17 protein-coding genes and 3 tRNA genes are annotated in these 21,004 nt (G+C 69.5%); 5 read left to right on the top strand and 15 right to left on the bottom strand.

Annotated features, from left to right (window positions below):
• Positions 1–507: 507 nt before the first annotated feature.
• Together VF647_05560 and VF647_05555 are read right to left on the bottom strand one after the other, a co-directional pair.
• Positions 508–581: transfer RNA gene (locus VF647_05560), tRNA-His, on the bottom strand.
• A gap of 140 nt (positions 582–721) precedes the next feature.
• Positions 722–2,170: a glycosyl hydrolase family 18 protein gene (locus tag VF647_05555; GenBank protein HEX8451539.1), complete on the bottom strand. Its 1,449-nt coding sequence runs from the start codon at positions 2,168–2,170 to the stop codon at positions 722–724.
• 378 nt (positions 2,171–2,548) lie between these two features.
• Here VF647_05555 and VF647_05550 point away from each other — a divergent pair, with 378 nt between their 5' ends.
• The gene (locus VF647_05550) at positions 2,549–5,761 is read left to right on the top strand and encodes an SNF2-related protein (GenBank protein ID HEX8451538.1); all 3,213 of its coding nucleotides are present in this window, start codon (positions 2,549–2,551) and stop codon (positions 5,759–5,761) included.
• 93 nt (positions 5,762–5,854) lie between these two features.
• Here the strand turns inward: VF647_05550 and VF647_05545 are convergent.
• From VF647_05545 to VF647_05500, 10 genes are all read right to left on the bottom strand, one after another.
• Positions 5,855–5,928, bottom strand: a tRNA-Arg gene (locus tag VF647_05545).
• A gap of 45 nt (positions 5,929–5,973) precedes the next feature.
• Positions 5,974–6,047 (bottom strand) — tRNA-Pro (locus VF647_05540).
• Positions 6,048–6,086: 39 nt separating this feature from the next.
• The gene (gene rdgB, locus VF647_05535; GenBank protein ID HEX8451537.1) at positions 6,087–6,716 is read right to left on the bottom strand and encodes an RdgB/HAM1 family non-canonical purine NTP pyrophosphatase; all 630 of its coding nucleotides are present in this window, start codon (positions 6,714–6,716) and stop codon (positions 6,087–6,089) included.
• Positions 6,713–7,423 (bottom strand): ribonuclease PH, encoded by a 711-nt coding sequence (gene rph, locus VF647_05530; GenBank protein ID HEX8451536.1) that lies wholly within the window; start codon positions 7,421–7,423, stop codon positions 6,713–6,715. Before rph ends, rdgB begins: the two co-directional genes overlap by 4 nt.
• Positions 7,416–7,892, bottom strand: a complete 477-nt coding sequence (gene rfaE2 / locus VF647_05525; protein HEX8451535.1) for a D-glycero-beta-D-manno-heptose 1-phosphate adenylyltransferase — start codon at positions 7,890–7,892, stop codon at positions 7,416–7,418. The genes rph and rfaE2 overlap by 8 nt, the downstream gene beginning before the upstream one ends.
• Positions 7,889–8,854: a hydroxymethylbilane synthase gene (hemC, locus tag VF647_05520; GenBank protein HEX8451534.1), complete on the bottom strand. Its 966-nt coding sequence runs from the start codon at positions 8,852–8,854 to the stop codon at positions 7,889–7,891. The genes rfaE2 and hemC overlap by 4 nt, the downstream gene beginning before the upstream one ends.
• Positions 8,848–9,300, bottom strand: coding sequence for an LPS assembly lipoprotein LptE (gene lptE, locus VF647_05515; protein ID HEX8451533.1), 453 nt, complete (start codon positions 9,298–9,300; stop codon positions 8,848–8,850). The genes hemC and lptE overlap by 7 nt, the downstream gene beginning before the upstream one ends.
• A gap of 31 nt (positions 9,301–9,331) precedes the next feature.
• A complete protein-coding gene (locus VF647_05510) occupies positions 9,332–10,054 on the bottom strand; it encodes a hypothetical protein (protein ID HEX8451532.1) in 723 nt (240 codons plus the stop codon).
• The gene (locus VF647_05505; protein ID HEX8451531.1) at positions 10,051–12,120 is read right to left on the bottom strand and encodes a HEAT repeat domain-containing protein; all 2,070 of its coding nucleotides are present in this window, start codon (positions 12,118–12,120) and stop codon (positions 10,051–10,053) included. Before VF647_05505 ends, VF647_05510 begins: the two co-directional genes overlap by 4 nt.
• Positions 12,117–12,560, bottom strand: a complete 444-nt coding sequence (locus VF647_05500; GenBank protein ID HEX8451530.1) for a thioesterase family protein — start codon at positions 12,558–12,560, stop codon at positions 12,117–12,119. Before VF647_05500 ends, VF647_05505 begins: the two co-directional genes overlap by 4 nt.
• A 113-nt stretch (positions 12,561–12,673) precedes the next feature.
• Between VF647_05500 and VF647_05495 the strand changes: the two genes are divergently transcribed.
• On the top strand, positions 12,674–13,414 hold the full coding sequence (locus VF647_05495) for a UDP-2,3-diacylglucosamine diphosphatase (GenBank protein ID HEX8451529.1): 741 nt from the start codon (positions 12,674–12,676) through the stop codon (positions 13,412–13,414).
• Positions 13,415–13,756: 342 nt separating this feature from the next.
• Here the strand turns inward: VF647_05495 and murI are convergent, their stop codons facing one another.
• Both murI and VF647_05485 read right to left on the bottom strand, forming a co-directional pair.
• Positions 13,757–14,569: a glutamate racemase gene (gene murI / locus VF647_05490; GenBank protein ID HEX8451528.1), complete on the bottom strand. Its 813-nt coding sequence runs from the start codon at positions 14,567–14,569 to the stop codon at positions 13,757–13,759.
• Complete coding sequence (locus tag VF647_05485) at positions 14,566–15,105, bottom strand: hypothetical protein (protein HEX8451527.1); 540 nt, start codon at positions 15,103–15,105, stop codon at positions 14,566–14,568. Before VF647_05485 ends, murI begins: the two co-directional genes overlap by 4 nt.
• A 312-nt stretch (positions 15,106–15,417) precedes the next feature.
• On the opposite strand from VF647_05485, the gene VF647_05480 reads away from it, so the two are divergent.
• From VF647_05480 to VF647_05470, 3 genes are all read left to right on the top strand, one after another.
• Positions 15,418–17,103, top strand: coding sequence for a 5'-nucleotidase C-terminal domain-containing protein (locus tag VF647_05480; protein HEX8451526.1), 1,686 nt, complete (start codon positions 15,418–15,420; stop codon positions 17,101–17,103).
• A gap of 108 nt (positions 17,104–17,211) precedes the next feature.
• Positions 17,212–18,858, top strand: coding sequence for a NupC/NupG family nucleoside CNT transporter (locus tag VF647_05475; GenBank protein HEX8451525.1), 1,647 nt, complete (start codon positions 17,212–17,214; stop codon positions 18,856–18,858).
• Positions 18,859–18,942: 84 nt separating this feature from the next.
• On the top strand, positions 18,943–20,157 hold the full coding sequence (locus VF647_05470; protein HEX8451524.1) for a hypothetical protein: 1,215 nt from the start codon (positions 18,943–18,945) through the stop codon (positions 20,155–20,157).
• A gap of 112 nt (positions 20,158–20,269) precedes the next feature.
• Here the strand turns inward: VF647_05470 and VF647_05465 are convergent.
• Positions 20,270–21,004: L-histidine N(alpha)-methyltransferase (locus tag VF647_05465; protein HEX8451523.1), on the bottom strand; the 735-nt coding region annotated here is incomplete at its 5' end.

Here is a 21,004-nt window from a genome sequence, read left to right as displayed (position 1 = left end):
ACGACTGTATCGTTCGTTCGGTTCTTCTTCACGTTGTGTGCAATCCGTGCGATGCCTCGATGGACACCTGCAGGCACCGCGGGAGACGTGACGCCCCCGGCTGATGTGCCACACGGCCGCTCCGCAATTCCTAGTCGCGGGCTGCACAAAGCACTCCCCAATACCCGATTTGTCAAAACTTCCGCGCGGCTTCTGCCGCGTCTTCAATGGCAACCCGGCCAGTTTCACCCGGCCCGTCGCGCAGTCCTTCAATCTAAACGGGCGTTGCTGATCCGTCAACCCCCGTTTTTTCAACTTCCGCCGCACCCGATCCGCGGCGAACTCCTTGAAGCTACTCGGCTTATCGCGGATCGTCAAGGGGTGAAAACTAGCGTTTCCTAATCCACCATCGCGACCGGCAGCTTGTCCGGTGGAGCCCTACAACGTAAAACAGTCCCGCCGAACCGTCAACCCCTCGCCGCGAAGACAAACCGAGACCCCGCGGCCGGAGCCGCGGGGTCTCGCAGGGGTGAGCGACCGGAATTGAACCGGCGACCTCCAGGGCCACAACCTGGCGCTCTAACCAACTGAGCTACGCCCACCGTCATCTCAAAACCGCATCTCGTGCAAGGACACGCGCCGAAGCACCGGTCGATGCCGAGACACGAATTTGTGAAAGAATCCGGGATTACGCAAGTGGCCGCCGGGGTTCCCGCGTGGGAGCCCCGGCGCCCGAACCGAGTTACGGGACGAACTGGATCTGGTCCACGTAGAAGGTGGGCTGCGCCCCGCCGCTGTTGTCCGAGATCACCACGTCGGTGATCGCCAGCGACGAAATCCCCAGCGTCGACAGCGGCATGCTCACCTTGCGCCACGTCCCCGCCGCCACCGAGCCGCCGGCGATGTAGCCGTTGACTCCCACCATCGTGCGCCAGCCGCCGGTGTCGCCGAGCTGCACGATGAGGTTCTGCCCGCCGGCCGAGCCGCCGTGCACGTAGAACTCCAGCGTCGTCAGCCCCGACGGACTCACCCCGGTGCCGTGGTGCGCGTACAGCCCGCCCCAGGCCGCAGTGTACGCCGCCGAGATCGACTTGCTCCCCATGAACACCGGCGAGGTGTTGGTGAAGCTAACGGTGGTGCCCCACGACCAGTTCGCCCACCCGGTGGTCAGCGCGTCATCGTAGACGACCTTGCTGGTGTTCATCACGTCGTGGATGGCCCCCAGCAGGCTGATTCCCGCAGCCGACGTGTCCTGTGTCACCTCCCAGATCCCGATGCCGGACGCGCGCTGCAGGCTCAGCGTCGTCTTCTGCTTCATGGTAGCGACGCCGTTGTAGTACCAGCCGTTGCTCACGTCCTTGGTAGGTGCCGTCGCGTCGTCGCGCACGATGTGGCGATATGGCTTCTGCTGCCCGCTCGAGTTGTTCCCGTAGAACTGCACCCCCAGCACGGTCTTGGATTGCGGAAGCCCGCGTCCGGACCAGTAGTCCAGCGACGCCACCGCGTGCGAGTACGCCGGGGTGGTGGTCTCGCCGTCGTACGCCATCAGCACCAGGAAGTCCACGTTGTTGAAGACCGAGGACTTGATGTGCTGCCCAAACCAGCCGTTGGCGGCTACGGCCGCGGTCAGCAGCTTTCCGCGGCTGTGCATGGCCGTGTCCAGGTCGCTCATCAGCACGGCGTAGTCGGTGGCGTTCGCGGTGTCGTCGGGGAACTCCCAGTCGATGTCCACCCCGTCCAGCCCGTAGTTGTTGACGAAGGTGACCATGTTGCTGACGAAGGTGCTCCGCGCCGTCGCGTTGTCGGCCATGGGCGCGAAGGTGGTGTCGTGGTCGTTGCCGCCGCCGCCCACGGAGATCAACGCCTTGGTGCCGGCGGCGTGCGCCTTCTGCACCATCGCGGTGAGCCGCGTGTCTCCGCTCATCGCGATGCCGGTGAGCGAGCCGTTGGAGCGCACGTCCACGAAGGCGTAGATGACGTGCGTCATCTTGTTGTACCGCACCGAGTCCAGCGACAGCGACGGGTACCAGTTGGGCAGGTACCCCACCACCCGCGCCGAGCTGGCGTTCATCGCCCATCGCGGCGGCGCCCCCGGTTCCAGCGAGGGTCCGGACGACCCCGTCGGCGAGTCCGCGCACGCCGCGAGTGTGGCGAGAAGCGCCACGGCGAAGAAAGGCTTGTAGCACCGCATGAATCCTCCAACGTCAATAGGTACCCGCCACCTCGAACCTCCCCCCGGCTCGGGCGTGCGGTGACGCTGGGCAATTCGCGTGCTACAAAGATGGACGTAAAGTACAGTGGATAAAACGGTTGTGGAGTGAACGGACGGCGTTCCGCCTGTTTATTAGCGAGGGCTATGTGACGCTTGAAGTAAATCCAAGAGGATCACGCAGCGCACCGTGCGTCTGGATGCGTGCACTTTCCTGACGAGTTCCATTAAGCCATTATCCGCCACCGTAGCAATCTCCTGCCATTCTCCTGGTTTCGAATCATGCCACGCCCTTCTCGCTCTTCTGTACCGGACGCCCAGCTACAGCTTGAGTCTTCCACGGGACCGGATTGGCCGGATGTGCAGCGCTTCCCGGGAAATGTCTCGGGACATACTGCCGACAGCGTGATCCTCGAGGATCTGCGGAGTTCCCAAAGCCCGCGCTTGATCACGAGCTATACTTCGCTGGACCGGGTGATCGAGTTTCTCGCGGACATCTATCACCGCAAGCAAACTGACCCGCTTGCCGGAGCGACGGTCGTCATCGGCCACGAGCCCAGCCGGGCAAGGCGCACAAACCATAGAGATTCGCGGCAACGTTTCGAAGCGGAAATCTCCGACTATTGGTTTCGCCACGGTATTTCGATCGCGAGGAGTGCCCAGATCGTAGCCGCGATCCAGTGCCTCGCAGAGGGACTGGTGTCGGTGCGCACCTCCAATCAGCGCGTGATCCACGCAAAGATGTATGTCACAGATAGCGCAGCCACGCTCGGCTCCAGCAACTACAGCCACTCCGGGATGCGCGTACAGGCGGAGGCGAATTGCCGCTTCGTTTCTGCGTCAGAGCCGCAGCGGTACAAGGAGACGGCGCAGGCGGCCGACGTGATCTGGCACGAAGCCAGGGACTACCAGGAGGGACTTCTGGCGCTGCTCCGAAAGCTGCTGAGGCACGTGAACTGGGAGGACGCACTCGCCCGGGCCTGCGCGGAGTTGCTGGAGGGTGCCTGGGCACGGCGCTACCTGCCTGATCCGGCCGACGCGCCAAAACTCTGGCCGTCTCAGGTCGGCGGGATCGCACAAGCGTTGTGGATCCTGAACAACACCGGGAGCGTCCTGGTAGCAGACGCAACCGGATCCGGGAAAACACGGATGGGCGCCAACCTCCTCCGGGCGGTTCAGAACCGTCGCATGCGCATCCGCATACGGGGGGCGGCGCCGATTGCGCTCGTGTGCCCGCCCGCGGTCGACCCCCTGTGGCGTCGTGAAACCGTACGGTGCGACGTGAACCCGGGCCGCTATTCCCATGGCGTCCTGAGCCACCCCACCGCATCGGCCCGCGAGGACACGATCGAGGCCATTCGCCGGGCATCCATTCTGGCCGTAGACGAGGCACACAATTACCTGAATCGTGCTTCACTACGCACCCAGGCAATGTATCGGCACCAGGCCGACCATGTGGTCCTGTTTACCGCCACTCCCATAAATCGCGGCGCGCAGGATCTACTGTCGATCATTGATCTGCTTGGGGCCGACAACTTCGACGATACGGTGCTGGAAAGCGTTCAGGCTGCGTGGAAGCGCAAGCGTCGAGAGGGTCAGTTCCGCCTTACCGAGGAAGAGACGGATGCAATCCGCTCGGGACTCTATGCCTTTACTGTGCGGCGGACCAAGTCCGTCTTGAACTCGCTCGTGGACAAGGAACCCGACGAGTACAAGAACGAACTGGGGCAACGCTGCCGGTATCCGGAACATCGGGCCCGTTCATACGGCCTGAACGAGAGCGAGGCTGACCGTACCGTTGCACGCGAGATCCGCGTGGCCGCCAAAGAGCTTCGGGGGCTGACCCAGTTCCAAAAGGACCTGAGACTCCCGAGATTTCTGCAAGAAGAGGGGGTGAAGCCTGAACACTATCTAGTGCAGCGCCTGAACAGCGCCCGGGGACTGGCGAGATACTTCGTCGAATCGGCACTCCGCTCCTCACGTGCCGCATTGTTCGAGCACATTCGCGGAACCGAGGATGCTTGTGCCAGGGTAGGGATCACCACCGGCGTGAAAAAAGCTGGGACCGGAAACGTAATCGGAACCTTGCAGGCGATCCGTCGCCGACCGCCAAGATCCTACCTGGGTGTCGAGCTTCCGGATTGGCTCTCAGACCGCGAAGCACACGCCCGTGAATGCGAAAGCGAAATCGCGATCTACGAGAGGATCGAAGAGCTGCTGGAGCGACTGTCCGACGACCGCGAGGTGGCGAAAACCGACATGCTGGTGCAGCGGCGTAAAACGCATCCGCTGGTGCTCGCGTTCGATACGTACCTTATCACCCTCCACGACATAAGCCGCAGGCTTCTGGAAACTGGAGAAGAGGATGTGATCCTCGCGACCGGTGAAACGAAGGGCAACCGTGCACAGGTCCAGAAGAAGCTCGGATTGGGGTCCGAGGCCACCGGGATCGCCCTGTGTTCCGATGCGCTGGCGGAAGGCGTCAACCTGCAGGCTGCCTCGGCTGTCGCCATGCTGGACATGCCGACCGTGGTGCGTCTGGCGGAACAGAGGATTGGGCGGATCGATCGGATGGATACGCCACATGCCGCGATCGAAGTCTTCTGGCCGAACGACGCCGAAGAGTTCGCTCCTCGCGCAGCCGAGCTTTTGCTTGACCGGATGAAGGACGTGGCCGACCTTCTCGGGTCCAACGTTCCACTTCCACCTCATCTGGCCCCTGTTGACCTGAACGCGTCGGTTCGCGCTGAAGAGATGCAGAAGCTGCTGGCCGACAGCGCGAGGGAAGGAGCCGGGGATGCGTTGAAGGACGCATTCCAGTCGGTCAGGGCTCTGATCGAAGGCGAGAACGCGCTCGTCAGACCCGACGTCTACCTGTCGGTTCGCCGTTCGCGGGTACAGCTCCACACCGCTGTCAGCGTGCTTCAGACTGATCGGCGGTGGGGCTTCTACGCGGTCGCGGGGGCCGGCATGGCCCCGCCACGATGGATGTTCGTCGAGGCAGGTTCAGCAGAGCCGATCACGGACCTGGACCTGATTGCCGCCCGGTTGAGAGAACGTTTGGCCGAGCCCATCGACCGGGACCTGGACGAGCGAGCCGGTAAGATCATGGCGGAGGACCTCTCATTGCTTCAGCGGCGCGAGGAGTACACGCTGCCCCAGCGCAAGCGGCGCGCGCTGAAGCTGATGCGTAAGGTTCTGGAAGCGTTGCGGAGCAAGGGCAGAACCGTCGACCCGGCGATGAAATCCGCTATTCGGGAGCTACTGGAGCTCATTGCGCCCGTGGGGATACCGCGGAACGATTTCACGCGGATCGACGAGCCGGACGAAGTGGTGGACCTGGAGGTCGTGGCGGATTGGTGGCTCGACCTGATCCGGCCGGCGTGGCAGCAGCACCTGCAGAACGCGCGGCGTCGCAGCCCAGCGCGCTTGTCCGAGCTGGAGAAGCCGCTGATGGAGGCGCCACCGACCGCCGAGCAACTGATGTCCGTGTTCGAGCCTGAAGTCGCGCTTTACACCCAGCCGCTCGCTCGCCGTGTCGCGGCAGCGATCGTGGGCGTTCCGAACGCTTGATCACCCACGTTCACCCGACCTACACGCGCGGCAAAGCCGAACGGCACCAATGAGAAGCGCCCACCGCAGCGAACGGTGGGCGCTTCTTGGCTACGCGCCAGATAGGACTCGAACCTATGACCTACGGCTTAGAAGGCCGTTGCTCTATCCAGCTGAGCTACTGGCGCAGGTGTTGACCTGTACCAACGTTCGCCGGGAAGGTGCCCCGGCAGTCGGGGAGACAGGATTCGAACCTGCGACCCCCTGGTCCCAAACCAGGTGCGCTACCGGGCTGCGCCACTCCCCGTCCGACAGAGCGCAAAAGTATATCCCTGCGGCGCGATAATCAACCCTGCGCCATTCCTCGCAACGCTTCCGCCGCCTGCCGCACGGCACGGCCGCGGTGGCTAATCTCGTTCTTACGGTCCGGCGCGAGCTCGCCAAAGGTGCAGCGCTCGGCGGGGATGTAGAAGAGCGGATCGTAGCCGAAGCCGCCGGCGCCGCGCGGCTCCTCCAGCACGACGCCGTCGCAGGTGCCGAGGAAGACCGCCTCGTCCGCGCCGCCGCCGGCGAGGGCGGCGGCGCAGACGTAGCGCGCGCCGCGGCCGGACTCCGGCATTCCGGCGAGCTGCTGGAGGAGGTGGGTGTTGTTCGCCTGGTCCTGCCCCGCCCCACGCTGGTCCGGGCCTGGGGCGAAGCGGCGCGAGCGCACGCCAGGGGCGCCGCCGAGCGCATCGACGCAGATCCCCGAGTCGTCGGCGAGGGTGAGCTGGCCCGTGAGGCGCGCGAAGTGGCGGGCCTTGGCCAGGGCGTTCTCCTCGAAGGTGTCGAACACCTCCAGCGCGTCCTCCTCCGGCGTTTCCTCGATCCCCAGAGTGTCCAGGCCCACGATCTCCAGCTCCGGGTAGCCGGCGAGGATCTCGCGGATCTCGCGCACCTTGCCGGGGTTGCGGGTGGCGACCAGGAGGCGCGTCATCCGCCCACGGCTTCGCGCTGCGCCCGCAGCAGGCCGCGGATGCCGCCGCCGGTGAGCGCCACGAGGCCGGCGAGCTGCTCGGGGGAGAAGTCGCTGCGCTCGCCCGTGCCCTGCACCTCGATGATGCCGCCGCTCTCGCGCATCACCAGGTTGAGGTCGACCTCGGCGGCGGAGTCTTCCGTGTAGTCGAGGTCCAGCAGGAGGGCGCCGCCGACCACGCCGGCGCTCATGGCGGCGACGAACTCGCGGAACGGAGACGCGGTTCCCTTTGCGGCGATCCACTGGCACGCGTCGTAGAGCGCGACGGCGCCGCCGGTGATGGAGGCGGTGCGGGTGCCGCCATCGGCCTGCAGGACGTCGCAGTCGATGGTGATGGTCCACTCGCCCATCGCGGCCATGTCCACGCAGGAGCGCAAGCTGCGGCCGATCAGGCGCTGGATCTCCTGCGTGCGCCCGCCCACCTGCTTGCGCTCGCGCTGGTTGCGGGAGTGCGTGGCGCGCGGGAGCATCGAGTACTCCGCGGTCACCCACCCCTCGCCGCTCCCCTTGCGCCAGCCGGGGACCCCGCGCTCCACCGTCGCGGTGCAAAGGACGCGGGTGCGCCCCGTGGAGATCAGGCACGATCCCTCCGCGTACTCGCTCACGCCGCGCTCGATGCGCAGGGCGCGCGGCTGCTCGGGGGTGCGACCTTCGGACCTGTCAGGCATTCTGGGCGGCTCGCTGGAGGATGGCCGTCGTGGAGCGGCCGGGGACGAGCGGGGCGACGACCACTTCCCCGCCGGCGGCTTCGACTTCGGCGCCGCCCACGATGTCTTCCCTGCGGTAGTCGCCGCCCTTCACCAGCACGTCGGGAAGGAGCGCGACGATGAGGTCACGCGGGGTGTCTTCCGCGAAGAAGGTGACGTAATCCACCGCCGCGAGGCCTGCCAGGACGTACGCACGGTCGTCTTCCGGGTTCACGGGGCGCGATGGACCCTTGAGGCGGCGCACGGAATCGTCCGTGTTGAGGCCGACGACGAGGAGATCGCCAAGGCTGCGCGCGGATTCCAGGTACTCGACGTGGCCCCGGTGCAGCACGTCGAAGCAGCCGTTGGTGAATACAACGCGCTCGCTCCGCGGCCTGCCGAGGCGGGCTACGAGCTCTTCGCGGCCGACGATCTTTTGCTCCGCGCTCACGGCTGCTCCGGGCGGGCGGCGGGGACTTCGCGGCGGATCTCTGCGAGCAGCTCCCCCGCCCCGCGGCGCAGGAGCTCGTCCGCCAGGCCGCGCCCCAGGGTGGCGGCATCCTCCGGCGCGCCGTCGATGGAGGCGCGGAGGATCGTGTCGCCGCTCGTGGAGGCGACGAGGCCGTGCAGCGTCAGGCGGCCGTCGTGGAGCTCGCCGAGGGCGCCGATGGGGACCTGGCAGCCGCCTTCGAGGGCGCGGAGGAAGGCCCGCTCGGCCGTGGTGGCGGCGGCGGTGGGCGCGTGATCCAGGCCGCGCAGGCGCTGGAGCAGCGGCTCGTCGTCGGCGCGGGCGACGACGGCGAGGGCGCCCTGCCCCACCGCCGGGAGCCAGGCGGAGGGATCGAGGTGCTCGGAGATGCGGTCGTCCCAGCCCAGGCGCAGCACGCCTGCGGCCGCCAGGATGATCCCCTCGTACTCGCCGCGGTCCAGCTTGGCGAGGCGGGTGTTGAGGTTGCCGCGCAGGTCCAGCACCTCCAGGTCCGGGCGGCGCGCCTGGAGCTGCGCGCGGCGGCGCAGCGAGCTGGTCCCGACGCGCGCGCCCGCCGGCAGCGTCGTGAGCGAGCCGGTGCGGCCGGGGGCGAGGATCAGCACGTCGCGCGGGTCCTCGCGGACGGTTATGGCGGCGATCACCAGGCCGTCCGGAAGGCGCGTGGGCACGTCTTTGAGAGAGTGCACCGCCAGATCCGCGGCGCCCGAAAGGAGCGCTTCGTCCAGCTCTTTGGTGAAGAGCCCCTTGTCCCCGATCTTGGCGAGGGGGACGTCGAGGATCTTGTCGCCGATCGTCTTCACCACGTCGATGCGCACCTCGGCATCCGGATCGGCGGCGAGGAGGGCGCGCTCCACGGCGTGCGCCTGCCAGAGCGCGAGCTGGCTGCCGCGCGACGCGATGCGGAGGAGCGTGCCGGCTACCACTGCGACTGCGCTCCCTGCACCACCTTCTGGATGATGTCGATGACGGCCTTTTCCCGCGCGACGTTGATCGTCTGGTTGCTCGGGTTGTAGTCGCCGAACGCGGAGATGTTGGTGCCGCGCCAGAGCACCGTGTCCTGCCGCACGTCGAACACTTCCGCGTCGAAGGTGATCTGCAGGCGGCGCTGCACCGGCTGCACGCGCCCGCCCGTCTGCCCCTGCGCGGCGATGTTCAGCGTCGTCTCGTCGTAGCCGCGCAGCGTGCCGCGGATGATGGCGTCTGCCGAGGCCTGCGCGGAGAGGCGCACGCCCAGCTCGCGCGGCAGGCGCTGCTGCAGCGCGCGCTGCACGTCGCCGCGGAGTGCTTCGTCCGGCGTGGTGTTCTCGAACAGCTCCACGTAGACGGTGCGGATGTTGGGCGGCAGCCCGCCTCCGGTGAGCTGGTACATGCACCCGGCGAGCGAGACCGCCAGCAGGATGCTACCGAGCAGTGCCCGGCGGGCTCCAGATGTCTTCCGAGAAGGATGCCGCATCGTTGGTCGATTCCAGCGTGAGGTTCAGTGTTCGGAGCGCATTCCACTCCCGGTAGCGCGCACTGCGGATGCCATTGCCCGGCCCGTGGTCCAGATCGATCGATTCCTGCACGCCACCGCCGCGCAGCCTGCGCACGCTCTGGAGCACTCCGGAGCGGGCGCGGTACTCCAGCGTCCCTTCGGCGCCCAGATCGTAGCGGACCACCGTCGCGTCGGCGCTGCTGGTTGCGTCCACCAACCGTGCCGTGCTCGGCGGACGCACGACGCCGACCGTCGCCCAGAGGAGCGCGGGCGAGGGAAAGCGGAAGCGCTGCTGGTCGATGGACGCCGGGATGCGCGGCGTCTCGTCCACCAGCGCGGCGGCGAAGTACGTCTCGCCGCGTGGGCCGAAGAGGTCGATCCGGAAGCGGTCCGGCGCACGGAAGCGTGCCACCCCGCGGCCGTTGAAGCGCGCTCCCGATTCATCCAGCGCCCAGGTGAAGTTGGCCTGGCGCGGGGACGACGGCAGCGTGGCGCGCTGAAGCTGCGCGGCGATGACGGCCGGGTCCTGGCGCGGGCCTTCCGTGACCGGCGCGGGCGAGCCTCCAGACGGCGGAGTGCTGGCCGTGGCCGGGCTGCACGCGGCGACCGCCACGGCCATCAGCAGGATGCTCGGTGTGTCGATCTTCACTTCACTTCCTCGATGCGTAGGATGCGGTCGCCGGGGACGATGCGGTTCACGATTTCCATCCCGCTCACCACCTGGCCGAAGACGGTGTAGGTGCCGTCCAGGTGCGGCTGCGGCGAGTGGGTGATGAACCACTGGCTCCCCCCCGTGTCCGGCCCGGAGAGCGCCATCCCCAGCGTGCCGGTGCCGTACAGGTGACGGTTGATCTCGTCACGTATGGAATACCCCGGACCGCCGGAAGTGTCCCCGCGCGGATCGCCGCCCTGGATCACGAAGTTGGGGACAACGCGCGGCCACTCCTGCCCGTTGAAGTACCCCGCGCGCGCCAGCGTCAGGAAGTTGTCGACAGTTCCGGGGGCGTCGGCGCCGAAGAGCTCGACCTCGATGGTGCCGCGGCTCGTGACGATGCGGGCACGAGGGCGCGCATCGGGGATCACGTAGGCCGCTGCGAGGCGCGCGTATTCGGCCTGCTGCCGTCCCTCGATGGGAAGGGCGGAGCCCCAAGCGCGCGCCGTCATCGTGTCACCGAATGCGGCGGCGGCGTGCTGGCGGACGAGGTAGTCGCCCGATCTCTGGAAGCGCGCAAAGAAGGAGCGCGCGGCCGACGCGTCCTTTTTCGCCAGCTCCCCCAGCGCGTCCACGGCGGCGAGGGCGGCGTCGTTCATCGAATCGGCGCGGGCGCGGTCGTAGGCGTCGAGGAGCACCGGGAGAGTGGCCGGGTCCGCGAGCTTGCCGAGGCCGCCGAGCGCGTTGGTGCGCTGGATCACGTCGCGCGCGCCGAGCGACTCGATCAGCAGGTTGCGGATGGGCGCCACCGCCGTGTCTCCCGCCGCGCCGACCGCCGCCTCGATGGCGATGGCACTGACGCGGCCCTCGGGATCGCGCGCGAGTGACGCCACGGCCTCGCGGTCGCCGAATTCGGCGTAGGCACGCGCGGCGGCGGCCCGGATGCGCCACCCCGGATCCCGCGCGAGCGTGCCGGCGACCTCGCGAGCCTGCGCGGGCGCCACTTCAGCCAGCGCCGCGATGGCGGCGGTGCGCAGTGCTTCGGGCGCGCTCGCGTTCAGCGCCGCAGTGCGGAGCGCTCCCGCGGAACCGGGCGCGCGTGCGGCGAGCCGGCCTAGCGACTCGGCCGCGCTGATGGCCAGGTACGGGTCGGGGCTGCCCAGCAGGCGCTCCAGCTCGGAAATCGACTCGGGCGCCGCGTACGTGCCGAGTGCGCGCACTGCGCTGACGCTGACCTCGTGGTACGCATGGCGTGTGGCGGCGAGGATGACCGAAAGTGCGCGCGCCTGTCCGACCCCGGAGCTGTCCGCCAGCGGCGCGGTGAGGGCGCGGATCGCAAAGGAGCGCACCAGCGGGTCCAGATCGCTGGCGTAAGGGAAGAGCGCCGCCGTGCCGCGCGGATCGGGGCGGCGCGTGAGGGCGTACGCCGCGCGCCAGCGGATCGCCGTGTCCTGCGACGCCAGCCACGGGAGGATGGGCGCGGGGTCCGCCGGGCGCGGGAAGCGGTAGACGGAAAGGAGCGCCAGGCTCACCGCCTCGCGCACGCCGTTGCCGGTACGCGGCGCCGCCAGCAGGAAGCTCTCCACCGCCGTGCGCGCCGCCGGCGTGCGGATCTTCCCCAGCGCGAGCGCCGCCTCACCCACCACCGTCGGCGCGGTGGCGACCCGCTGCGCCGTCACGTAAGGAGCGAGGAGCGGGACCGCCGCGCTGTCCGCCACCTGCCCCAGCGCGAACGCCGCCGTGGCCGCGACCGACGTGTCCGCGTCCGCGAGCAGGCGCCCGAGGAGCGGCACCGCGCGCTTGTCGTGAATGCGGCCGGCGGCGAGCGCGGCGCGGCGGCGGGCGGCGGCGCTTGCGGATGCGGCGGCGGATTCCAGCGCGGCCGCGTCGTACTCTCGGCGGTCCTCCAGGCGCAGCAGGCGCGTAGCGACCTCGGGCGAGCCCGGCTCCGCCACCGTGCGCGGGGTTGCGGGCGCGGGCGCCGGAGTGCCCGGGACGCTCGCGGCGGGCGCGCAGGCGGCGGCGAGCAGCAGGAGGACAGGCGTGTGGCGTGGCACGATCATCCCACCTCCCGCGGTGCGGGGTTGCGAAAGGCTTCGAGGAGCGAGGGCGGCAGCGATCGCAGGTTGCCGTCTCGGTCGATGGCGGTCAGCCCCGTGCGCGCGGTGACGAGGCGGGTGGTGCTGCCATCCTCATCCACCCGCTCGACCAGGTACGTGAAGGCGAAGGCGCGCGAGCGGACCTGCTCCAGCGTCGTCGTCACCCGCACCAGTTCGTCGTACCGAGCCGAAGCGTGGTAGCGCAGCGACACGTCCGTGACGGCGAGAAGCACGCCCTCTTCGCGCTCCACCAGCGCGTACGACTTCCACAGGCGGCGGATCAGCTCCGTGCGGCCTATCTCGCACCACGGCAGGTAGTTGGCGTGGTAGACGATCCCCATCTGGTCCGTCTCCGAATAGCGGACGCGGAACTCAACGGAGCAGGAGGGCGCAGCGGCCGTCATCGGCGGAGGGTCGAGGGTGGGCGTGGCATGCGGCGGAAGCTACCCGGCGGCGGCGCGTGGTGTCAAACCGCGCGGCTTGTGGGCGCCCCGCGCGCCGGGTAGCTTGGCCCGCCATGCAGAGCAAGCCCGCCTACATCGTCTCCGACATCCACCTGGGCGCCGTTCCGCGAGAGACGGAGCGCGCCTTCCGCCGCTTCCTGGACCACGCGGCCGAGCACGCCGGCTCGCTACTCATCAACGGCGACCTCTTCGACTTCTGGTTCGAGTACAAGTCCGTCATCCTCCGCGAGCACTTCCGCGTCGTCGCCAAGCTCGCGGACGTGGTGGAAGCCGGCGTGCCCGTGTCGTTCGTGGGTGGCAACCACGACGCCTGGGCCGGCTCCTTTCTGCGCGACGAAGTCGGTGTCACGCTGGTGGACGGGCCGGTGGAGATGGAGCTGGGCGGGCGGCGTGCCCTGGTGGCGCACGGCGACGGCGTGGGGCGCGGCGACTACAAGTACCGGGCGCTGCGCAAAGTCATCCGCCACCCCGCGTCCATCGCCGCCTTCCGCCGCCTGCACCCGGACACGGGCCGCCGCATCGCCGGCATGGCCTCCAGCACCGAGCACAAGGCCGGCTCCGGCGACCAGGCCGCCAGGGGCCGGGCCGCCTTCATCCGCGGCTGGGCCGAGGAGCAGCTCGCGCGGATGCCGCACGTGGAGCTGGTGGTCGCGGGCCACGCGCACGTGCCTGAGGTGGTGGAGGTGGCGCCGGGCCGCTTCTACGCGAACTCGGGCGACTGGATCCGGAGCTACACGTACCTGGTGCTGCCGGTGGCGGGCGGGGCGCCGGTGGTGCGGGGGTGGGAGGTGTGAGCCCCACCCCCAGCGCCGCTCCCCCTCTCCCCGGCCCTCTCCCCCGCAAGCGGGGGAAAGGGTGCACTCCGTCCACGCCCGGCATCTGTGGCAACCGCGCGATTCATCGCTTGCTCGCCGCTTCTCCACCGAACTCCGTAGGGGCAGACCTGCGTGTCTGCCCACCCCCTGCCGCGCACCGCCCCCGCCTTCCGCACACAAAAACCCGTAGGGGCTGCCCCACGTGGCTGCCCGTGCCCGCCCTCGCGACGCCGCATGCACCGCGCGCGAATGCGCGCCAAACGCCCCTCCCCCAGGCAGTTTTGGGGGAGGGGCCGCGAGGTGACGAGCGGGGGTGGGGGCCTACGCCCTGATCGGCTCCTCGCCCGGCACTTCCACGTGCTCGACCGGAAGCGGATCGCCCCAGAGGCGCGCCACGACGGCGGCGACTTCGGGGGCGGGGCCGGTGGTGAGGATGCGCAGTGAGCCGGTGCCCTCCGCGGCCAGCTCCCCGCGCTCGCGGAGGATGCGCTCCGTTTGGCGGGCGATGGCGCCGCCGCTGTCGATCAGGCGCACGTCGGGGCCCAGGGCGCGTGCGATGGCGTCGCGGATGAAGACGTAGTGCGTGCATCCCAGAACGACCGTGTCCACACCGGCCTCGCGAAGCTGCGCGACGAAGGGCTCCAGGCGGCGGTCCAGCTCCTCGCCGCTCAGGATGCCCTCCTCCACCGTGTCCGCGAGGCCGGGGCATGCCTGCGCGACGACGGTGGCGCCGCTGCCGTGGGCGCTCACCAGGCGCGCGTAGCGGTCCGAGCGCAGGGTGCCCGTGGTGGCCATGACGCCGATGCGGCCGGCGGCGGAGTCGCGCACGGCGGGCTTCACGGCCGGCTCCAGGCCGATCACGGGGACCGCGAGGTGCTCGCGAAGGGCTTCGAGGGCGGCGCCGGAGGCGGTGTTGCAGGCCACGACCAGCACCTTGGCGCCACGTTCCTGCAGGTAGCGCCCCACGGTGAGCGAGCGGTTGCGCACCCACTCCGTCGTGCGGTCGCCGTAGGGGACGTACGCGGTGTCCGCGAAGTAGAGGAGCTCCTCGGCGGGAAGGGCGCGGCGGATCTCGCGGGCCACGCTGAGCCCGCCGATTCCCGAGTCGAAGACGCCGACGGGGGCGTGGCTCACGGGCGCTTGCCGACGGGGACGCTCCCCCCCACCTGCACGCCGCCCGAGCCGGGCGCGGAGCCCACCTGGGCGTCGAAGTCGCGCAGGTGCGCGCCCACGAATGCGTCCGCGCCGGAGAAGAAGAGCCAGAAGAGGGAGAGCGCGATCCAGTCCTCGCGCTGGGCGCGGCGGGCGCGCACCAGGCCGGTGGTGCGCTCCTCGGGGATGACGCCGGTGCGCCGCAGGATGTCTTCGCGCTCGTACGCCTCGCCCAGCTTGCGGTGCGACTTGAGCACCATCCACAGGCTCCCCGCCTCCAGCCCGAAGTAGATGATGCCGCGCTCGGGCGCGCCGATCTCCGACTGCCCCCACCCGGGAAGGACGAGCGAGCGCAGGAAGGCGCCCTTGGGCGAGATGCGGCCGGTGGGCGTCGTGTCCGCCCGGATGGCGCCCGCGGTGTCCACCACCGGGCGGCGTGCGGTGTCCGGCGGCGTCACCTGGGCCGCGAGCGGACGTGCGGCGATCAGCAGTACGAGCAGAAGCAGGGCGCGGGTCATCGCATCATCTTGAGCGGGTCGTGCGGGGCTCGTTTTCGCGCCTGCAAAGCGCGCTCCCCGGGCGAAAAGTAGCGGCGGCGCCGCCGGGCGCAAAGGCGCGGAGCATCGCGCCTCCTGCCGTGTACCACGCGCGGGCCAGACGGGTCCAGCGAAACTGAAGTCCTAAGTCCTAAGTCCTGAGTCCTAAGTCCCAAGTCGTAAGTCCTGAGTCCTGAGTGAGCCGCTGTTTAGCACTTAGCACTTAGCACTTAGCACTTTCAGCAGGTCGCATTCGGGTTCTCAGAAACCATCCTCATCTTGCCAGGGCTTTCGATGAATCGCGCATTGCTGACGCTGGTTGCGGTGGGGATGGTGGCTGGTTGTGCTTCCACGCGGAACGCCGGGGCGCCGGCCTCCGGGCGGCTGGTGGTGATGGGGACCACCGATACCCACGGCTGGCTCCTTCCCTACGACTACTACACGGGCCGCGCGACGGACAACGGCCTGGCGCGCCTCGTTCCGCAGATCGACAGCGTGCGCGCCGCCAACCCGGGGCGCACCGTGCTGGTGGAATCGGGGGACCTGCTGCAGGGGAACCCGCTCGACTTCGTCCACTCGCGCCTCGCCGCCGGCGAGGCGCACCCCGTGGCCGCGGCGATGAACTTCCTGCGCTACGACGCGTCCGCCATCGGCAACCACGAGTTCAACTACGGGATCGCGCACCTGGACACGGTCGCGCGGCAGTCGCGCTTCCCCTGGCTCTCCGCGAACACCTTTCGCGCGGGGACGGCGGAGCACGCGTACCGGCCCTTCACCATCGTGGAGCGGATGGTGGGCGGCGCGCGGGTGCGGATCGGGATCACCTCGGTGACGCCGCCGGGCGTGGCGATCTGGGACCGCGACAACGTGCGCGGGCGGCTGGACTTCCGCGACATCGTGGCCTCCGTGCGTCCCGTGGTGGCGGAGATGAGGCGGCAGGGCGCGGACGTGGTGATCGTGGCGGCGCACAGCGGACTGGAGGGGTCGAGCTACGACACCGCGGCCACCGGCGTCCCCACCGAGAACGCGGCGGCGGCGATGGCGCGCGAGGTGGCCGGGATCGACCTGATCCTGATGGGACACTCGCACCGCGAGGTGGCGGACACCACCATCGGCGGCGTGCTGGTGATGCAGGCCAAGAACTGGGGCACCTCCCTGGCCGTCGCCGAACTCGACCTGGAGCGGGGGGCGGCGGGGTGGCGCGTGGCGGGCAAGCGCGGCCGCATCCTGCGGCCGGCAAAGGGCGCGACGTCTCCGGAGTTCGAGGCGATGCTGGCCACCGCGCACCAGAGGACGCGCGACTACGTGGCGCGGCGCATCGGGACGTCGTCCGTCGAGTGGTCGGCGGCGCGGTCGCGGGTGGAGGACACGCCGATCCTGGACCTGATCAACGACGTGCAGATGCGCGCGTCGGGTGCGGAGCTGTCGGCCGCGGCGGCGTTCTCGCTGGACGCGCGCATCCCGGCGGGGCCCATCACGGTGGCGGACGTGGCGGGGCTGTACCTGTACGACAACACGCTCAAGGCCGTGCGCGTGTCGGGGGCGCAGCTGCGGGCGTTCATCGAAAAGAGCGCGGAGTACTACCTCCCCTGCCCCGCCGCCCGCTGCGAGACGCTGGTGAACCCGGCCGTCCCCGGCTACAACTTCGACGTGGTGAGCGGCGTCGACTACACGCTCGACCTGTCGAAGCCCGTCGGACAGCGCGTGACCACGCTGCGCAGGAACGGGCGCGACGTGGCGGCGGCGGACAGCTTCACCCTCGCCCTCAACAACTACCGCGCGAGCGGGAGCGGCGGGTTCTCCATGCTGATCGGCGCGCCGGTGGTGTACGATCGCGGCCAGGGGATCCGCGAGCTGCTCATCGAGGAGATCGAGCGGCGCGGGGCGATCTCGCCGGAGCAGGTCTTCCGCCGCAACTGGGAGATCGTCCCCGCCGAGCTGGCGCGCCGGGCCGCGGCGGAGCAGGCGCCGCCTCCCTGACCCGGCACTGTGGCGAGAAGCCGCGCCGGTCGGTAGAATGTCGATCCATCCAGTCGTCCCCGCCGCCAGCCCGCGGCGGGTGCTCATCACCCTGCCATCCCCGCCCCAATGCCCCTCCCAACGAGGACCCGGCGCCTGAAGTGGCTGCTGCCGCTCTGGCTGGCCGCAGCGCTGCTGATCACCGCGGGGTGGTACGCCTCCGCGCAGGACACGACGCGCGCCGCCCCCGCCGCGGCGCAGCCCGCCGCACAGCCGGCCACGACCGGGGCGCAGCCCGCCGCGCAGCCGCGCGTGGGCAACGGCACGAGCGAGATCCAGCGCGAGGCGCAGACGCCCGAGAGCGGGATCGCGCGGGACTCCGCCACGCCCGCCAACCGCGGCAACGAGCCGGCCGCGGCTCCCACCGCGCAGGACCGGGCGCGCCAGGCGCGCACCGACGCGGCGGGCGGGAGTCCGGTTCAGCGCGCGATCAGCTTCCTCGGGCTGGTGGTCTTCACCCTCGCCGCCTTCCTGCTGAGCGTGAACCGGCGCCGCGTGGACTGGGTGACGGTCGCGTGGGGGATCGCGCTCCAGTTCATCTTCGCCCTCATCATCCTGAAGACGCGGGTCGGCTACGAGTTCTTCAACGGCGCGAACGACCTGTTCAACGCGCTGATCGGGTATACGGTGGAGGGCGCCAAGTTCCTCTTCGGCAACCTGGTGTGGAACAACGTGCCGGTGGGCGCGGCGGCCAACAGCATGGCGCCGGTGCCCGCGGGCGGCACGTGGGCCAACACGGGCGGCTTCTTCGCCTTCAACGTCCTCCCCACCATCATCTTCTTCTCCAGCCTGATGACGCTGCTCTACCATCTGGGCATCATGGAGTGGATCGTGAAGGGGTTCGGATGGGTGATGATGAAGACGATGCGCATCTCCGGCGCGGAGAGCCTGAGCACCGCCGGCAACATCTTCCTGGGGCAGACGGAGGCGCCGCTGCTGGTGAAGCCGTTCATCGGGACGATGACGAAGAGCGAGCTGCACTGCATCATGGTGGGCGGCTTCGGCACGGTGGCGGGCGGCGTGCTGGCGGCGTACGTGGGGATCCTGGTCTCGTACTTCCCCGACATCGCGGGGCACCTGATCTCCGCCTCGGTGATGTCTGCCCCGGCGTGCATCGCCATCTCCAAGCTGATGTACCCGGAAACGGAGGAGCCCGTCACGCGCGGCAAGCTGGGGATCGAGCTGGAGAAGCTGGACGCCAACCCCATCGACGCGGCTGCGCGCGGGGCCAGCGAGGGGCTCACGCTGGCGTTGAACGTGGGCGCCATGCTGCTGGCATTCATCGCGCTTCTGGCGCTGATCAACGGGCTGCTGGCCTGGACCTTTGGGCTCTTTGGCGTGCAGGGGTTCAGCATCCAGCTGGTGCTGGGGTGGCTGGGCGCGCCGATGGCGTGGCTGATGGGTGTGCCCTGGCAGGACGCCCCGGCCATCGGCACGCTGATCGGCGAGAAGACGGCGCTCAACGAGTTCGTGGCGTACCTGCACCTGGGCTCCATGCTGCAGGAGGGCGTGAAGCTCGACCCGCGCTCGGTGGTGATCGCCACCTACGCGCTGTGCGGCTTCGCCAACTTCAGCAGCATCGCCATCCAGATCGGCGGCATCGGCGGCATGGCTCCCGAGCGCCGCGGCGACCTGAGCCGGCTTGGCCTCCGCGCCATGGTGGCGGGGACGCTGGCCAACTTCATGACGGCGTGCGTGGTGGGCATTCTGCTCTGACCACGGGGCACACATGGTGAAACAGAGAGGCACGGAGAAGAAAGTCGATCTCCGTGCCTCCGTCTCTTGTGCGCAAGGGAAACCATGAAGACATCGTTGATCGCGGCGGCGCTGATCGGCATCGCCGCGGGGGCTGGCGACGCCGAAGCGTGCAGCACGGGCCGCCTGTACGGAACGCGCGCGCCGCTTTTCCTCCTCGCGACCGCGCGGAGCGACACGGTCCGCGCCGGCGCGGGACCGATCCGTTACACGGTGCCTGTGTCCGACCCGGCGGCGGTGCACGGGCAGCTCTTCCGCCTGGACGCCGTGGGCGGAGACGTGCCGGCCCCCCTCGCGCGTGCCCGCGCATCCGGGATCAAGGAAGGAATCCTGGTGCCCTACGGCTGGGAGTGCAATGAAGTGTGGAGGTGGCAGACGAGCGCTCGCTGGACCCCTCCCGGCGCGCAGGTGATGGTGGACGCGAGGCTGCGGCCGCCCTCCGAATGGATCGGCGGGCGGCCCACGTTCGACGTGGAGCCGGGCCACGGCGCCTATCCCGACGGGTACACCCACGGCGCGCCGGACAGCACGGAAACGATCCTCACTCCCGCGCAGGTGTTCGAGCTCACCCGGTCGCTCCCGCTATACGAACAGGTGGAGCGCGATCCTTTCGCCGCGTACCGGGGCCTCCTGCGCTGGGCGAGGACGCACCCGCGGCTGGCGCGGCGCTTTCCGGCGAAGTACGCGCTGGAAGAGGCGCAGGAAGCGCTCGAGCCCTGCGTTCCCGCGTACGACCCGCACCCCGTGACGGGGACCTATCGCATGACGGTGGTGGCGGGAGGCACCGATACGGTCACCGCCTACTTCCGCACCAACGCGGCGGGGTATCCGATATGCCGCAAGTCGCCGCCGGGGCTCGATCTCGCCGCCGTGCGCCCCCGCATGGCGGACACCGCGCGGCTGTACGTGCACGGCGCGGCCACCGCCGAGGCGATCCCCGCGACCAACCGTGAGGCCAACGCCGGCGGCTGCCGCGTGACGGCGGCCGACATCGTCAACGCGCCGCACGTGCTCCCTGACGGCGCGCGGCGCTGGCGGGGGAGCTTCAACGTCACATTGCAAGGGTGCTTTCCCGGGCGGCCGTCCATCCGGGAGGCGGAGGAGGCGGCGTACGGCGCGGACCGCGAGAGGGATCCACCATCGATCGGCGCATTCACCGTCACGCGCGATGGTGCCGCCACCTTTGAGCAGATCTGGCGGGCGGGTGGGCGCGTGGTGCTGGAGATGAAGGGGATACGGATCGACCGCACCACGCACTAGCGCGGGCGCGGCGTGGTCCTGCACGGGCCCGCCCATGCGACCGGAGCCGCGCGCGATCTTCAATGGAGAAGGGGTACCGGCCAATGGGCAGCGCCGGTGCCCCTTCTCCCGTTCAGGAGCCTGGCTTCTCCGCGCTGACCAGCGTCCACATCAGGCTGCGCCAGAGACAATCCAGGTTGTGGAACCCCGCTTCGCGCAGCAGGCGGAAGTGCACCGCGAGCGGTTCGTAGTGATCGTGCGCGCGCGCGTGCTCCAGCAGGCCGTCGATCTCCTGGTGTGAGCAGTTGCCGGGGAGCCGGCAGAACTCCAGCCAGCGTTCCCACAGGAGCGACTGGAGGCGCGGCGTGGCCGCGGCGAGCTGGTCGGCCCAGTGGAACGCGCCGCCTGGCCGCAAGTGGCTGAACACGAGACGGTACAGCGCACCCTTGTCCGCCACGTGGTGCATGCTGATGCTGGAGACGACCAGATCCACGACGGCGCCGCCGGCTCCCAGCTCCTCGAACCGTGAAAGCACCCCGCGAGCACGCAAATCCGGTGCGGCGGCGGCGAGGCGGGCCCGGGTCGCCTCCAGCATCTCGCGCGACGCGTCCACGTACACGAGGTCGGCGCCCGGGTAGCGGCGGGCGAGCTCCACGGTGAGCGTCCCGGTGCCGCAGCCCAGCTCCAGCACGCGCGCGGCGCTCCGCGGCAGCGAATCGACGAGCTGGCCGATCATCTCGTCGTACCGCGGAAGCGCGCGGCGGATCAGTGAGTCGTACGATTGGGCCAGGGCGCCGAAGTACCCCGCGGCACTGTCGGGGAGCTCGCTCACGGAACCCGCCACGGGTGCCCCGCCAACCGCCGTGCC

The organism is Longimicrobium sp. (assembly GCA_036387335.1).
In the GTDB taxonomy this organism is placed as follows: domain Bacteria; phylum Gemmatimonadota; class Gemmatimonadetes; order Longimicrobiales; family Longimicrobiaceae; genus Longimicrobium.
The sequence above is the reverse complement of the archived record's forward strand: the minus strand, read 5'-3'. Positions and strand labels throughout refer to the sequence as shown.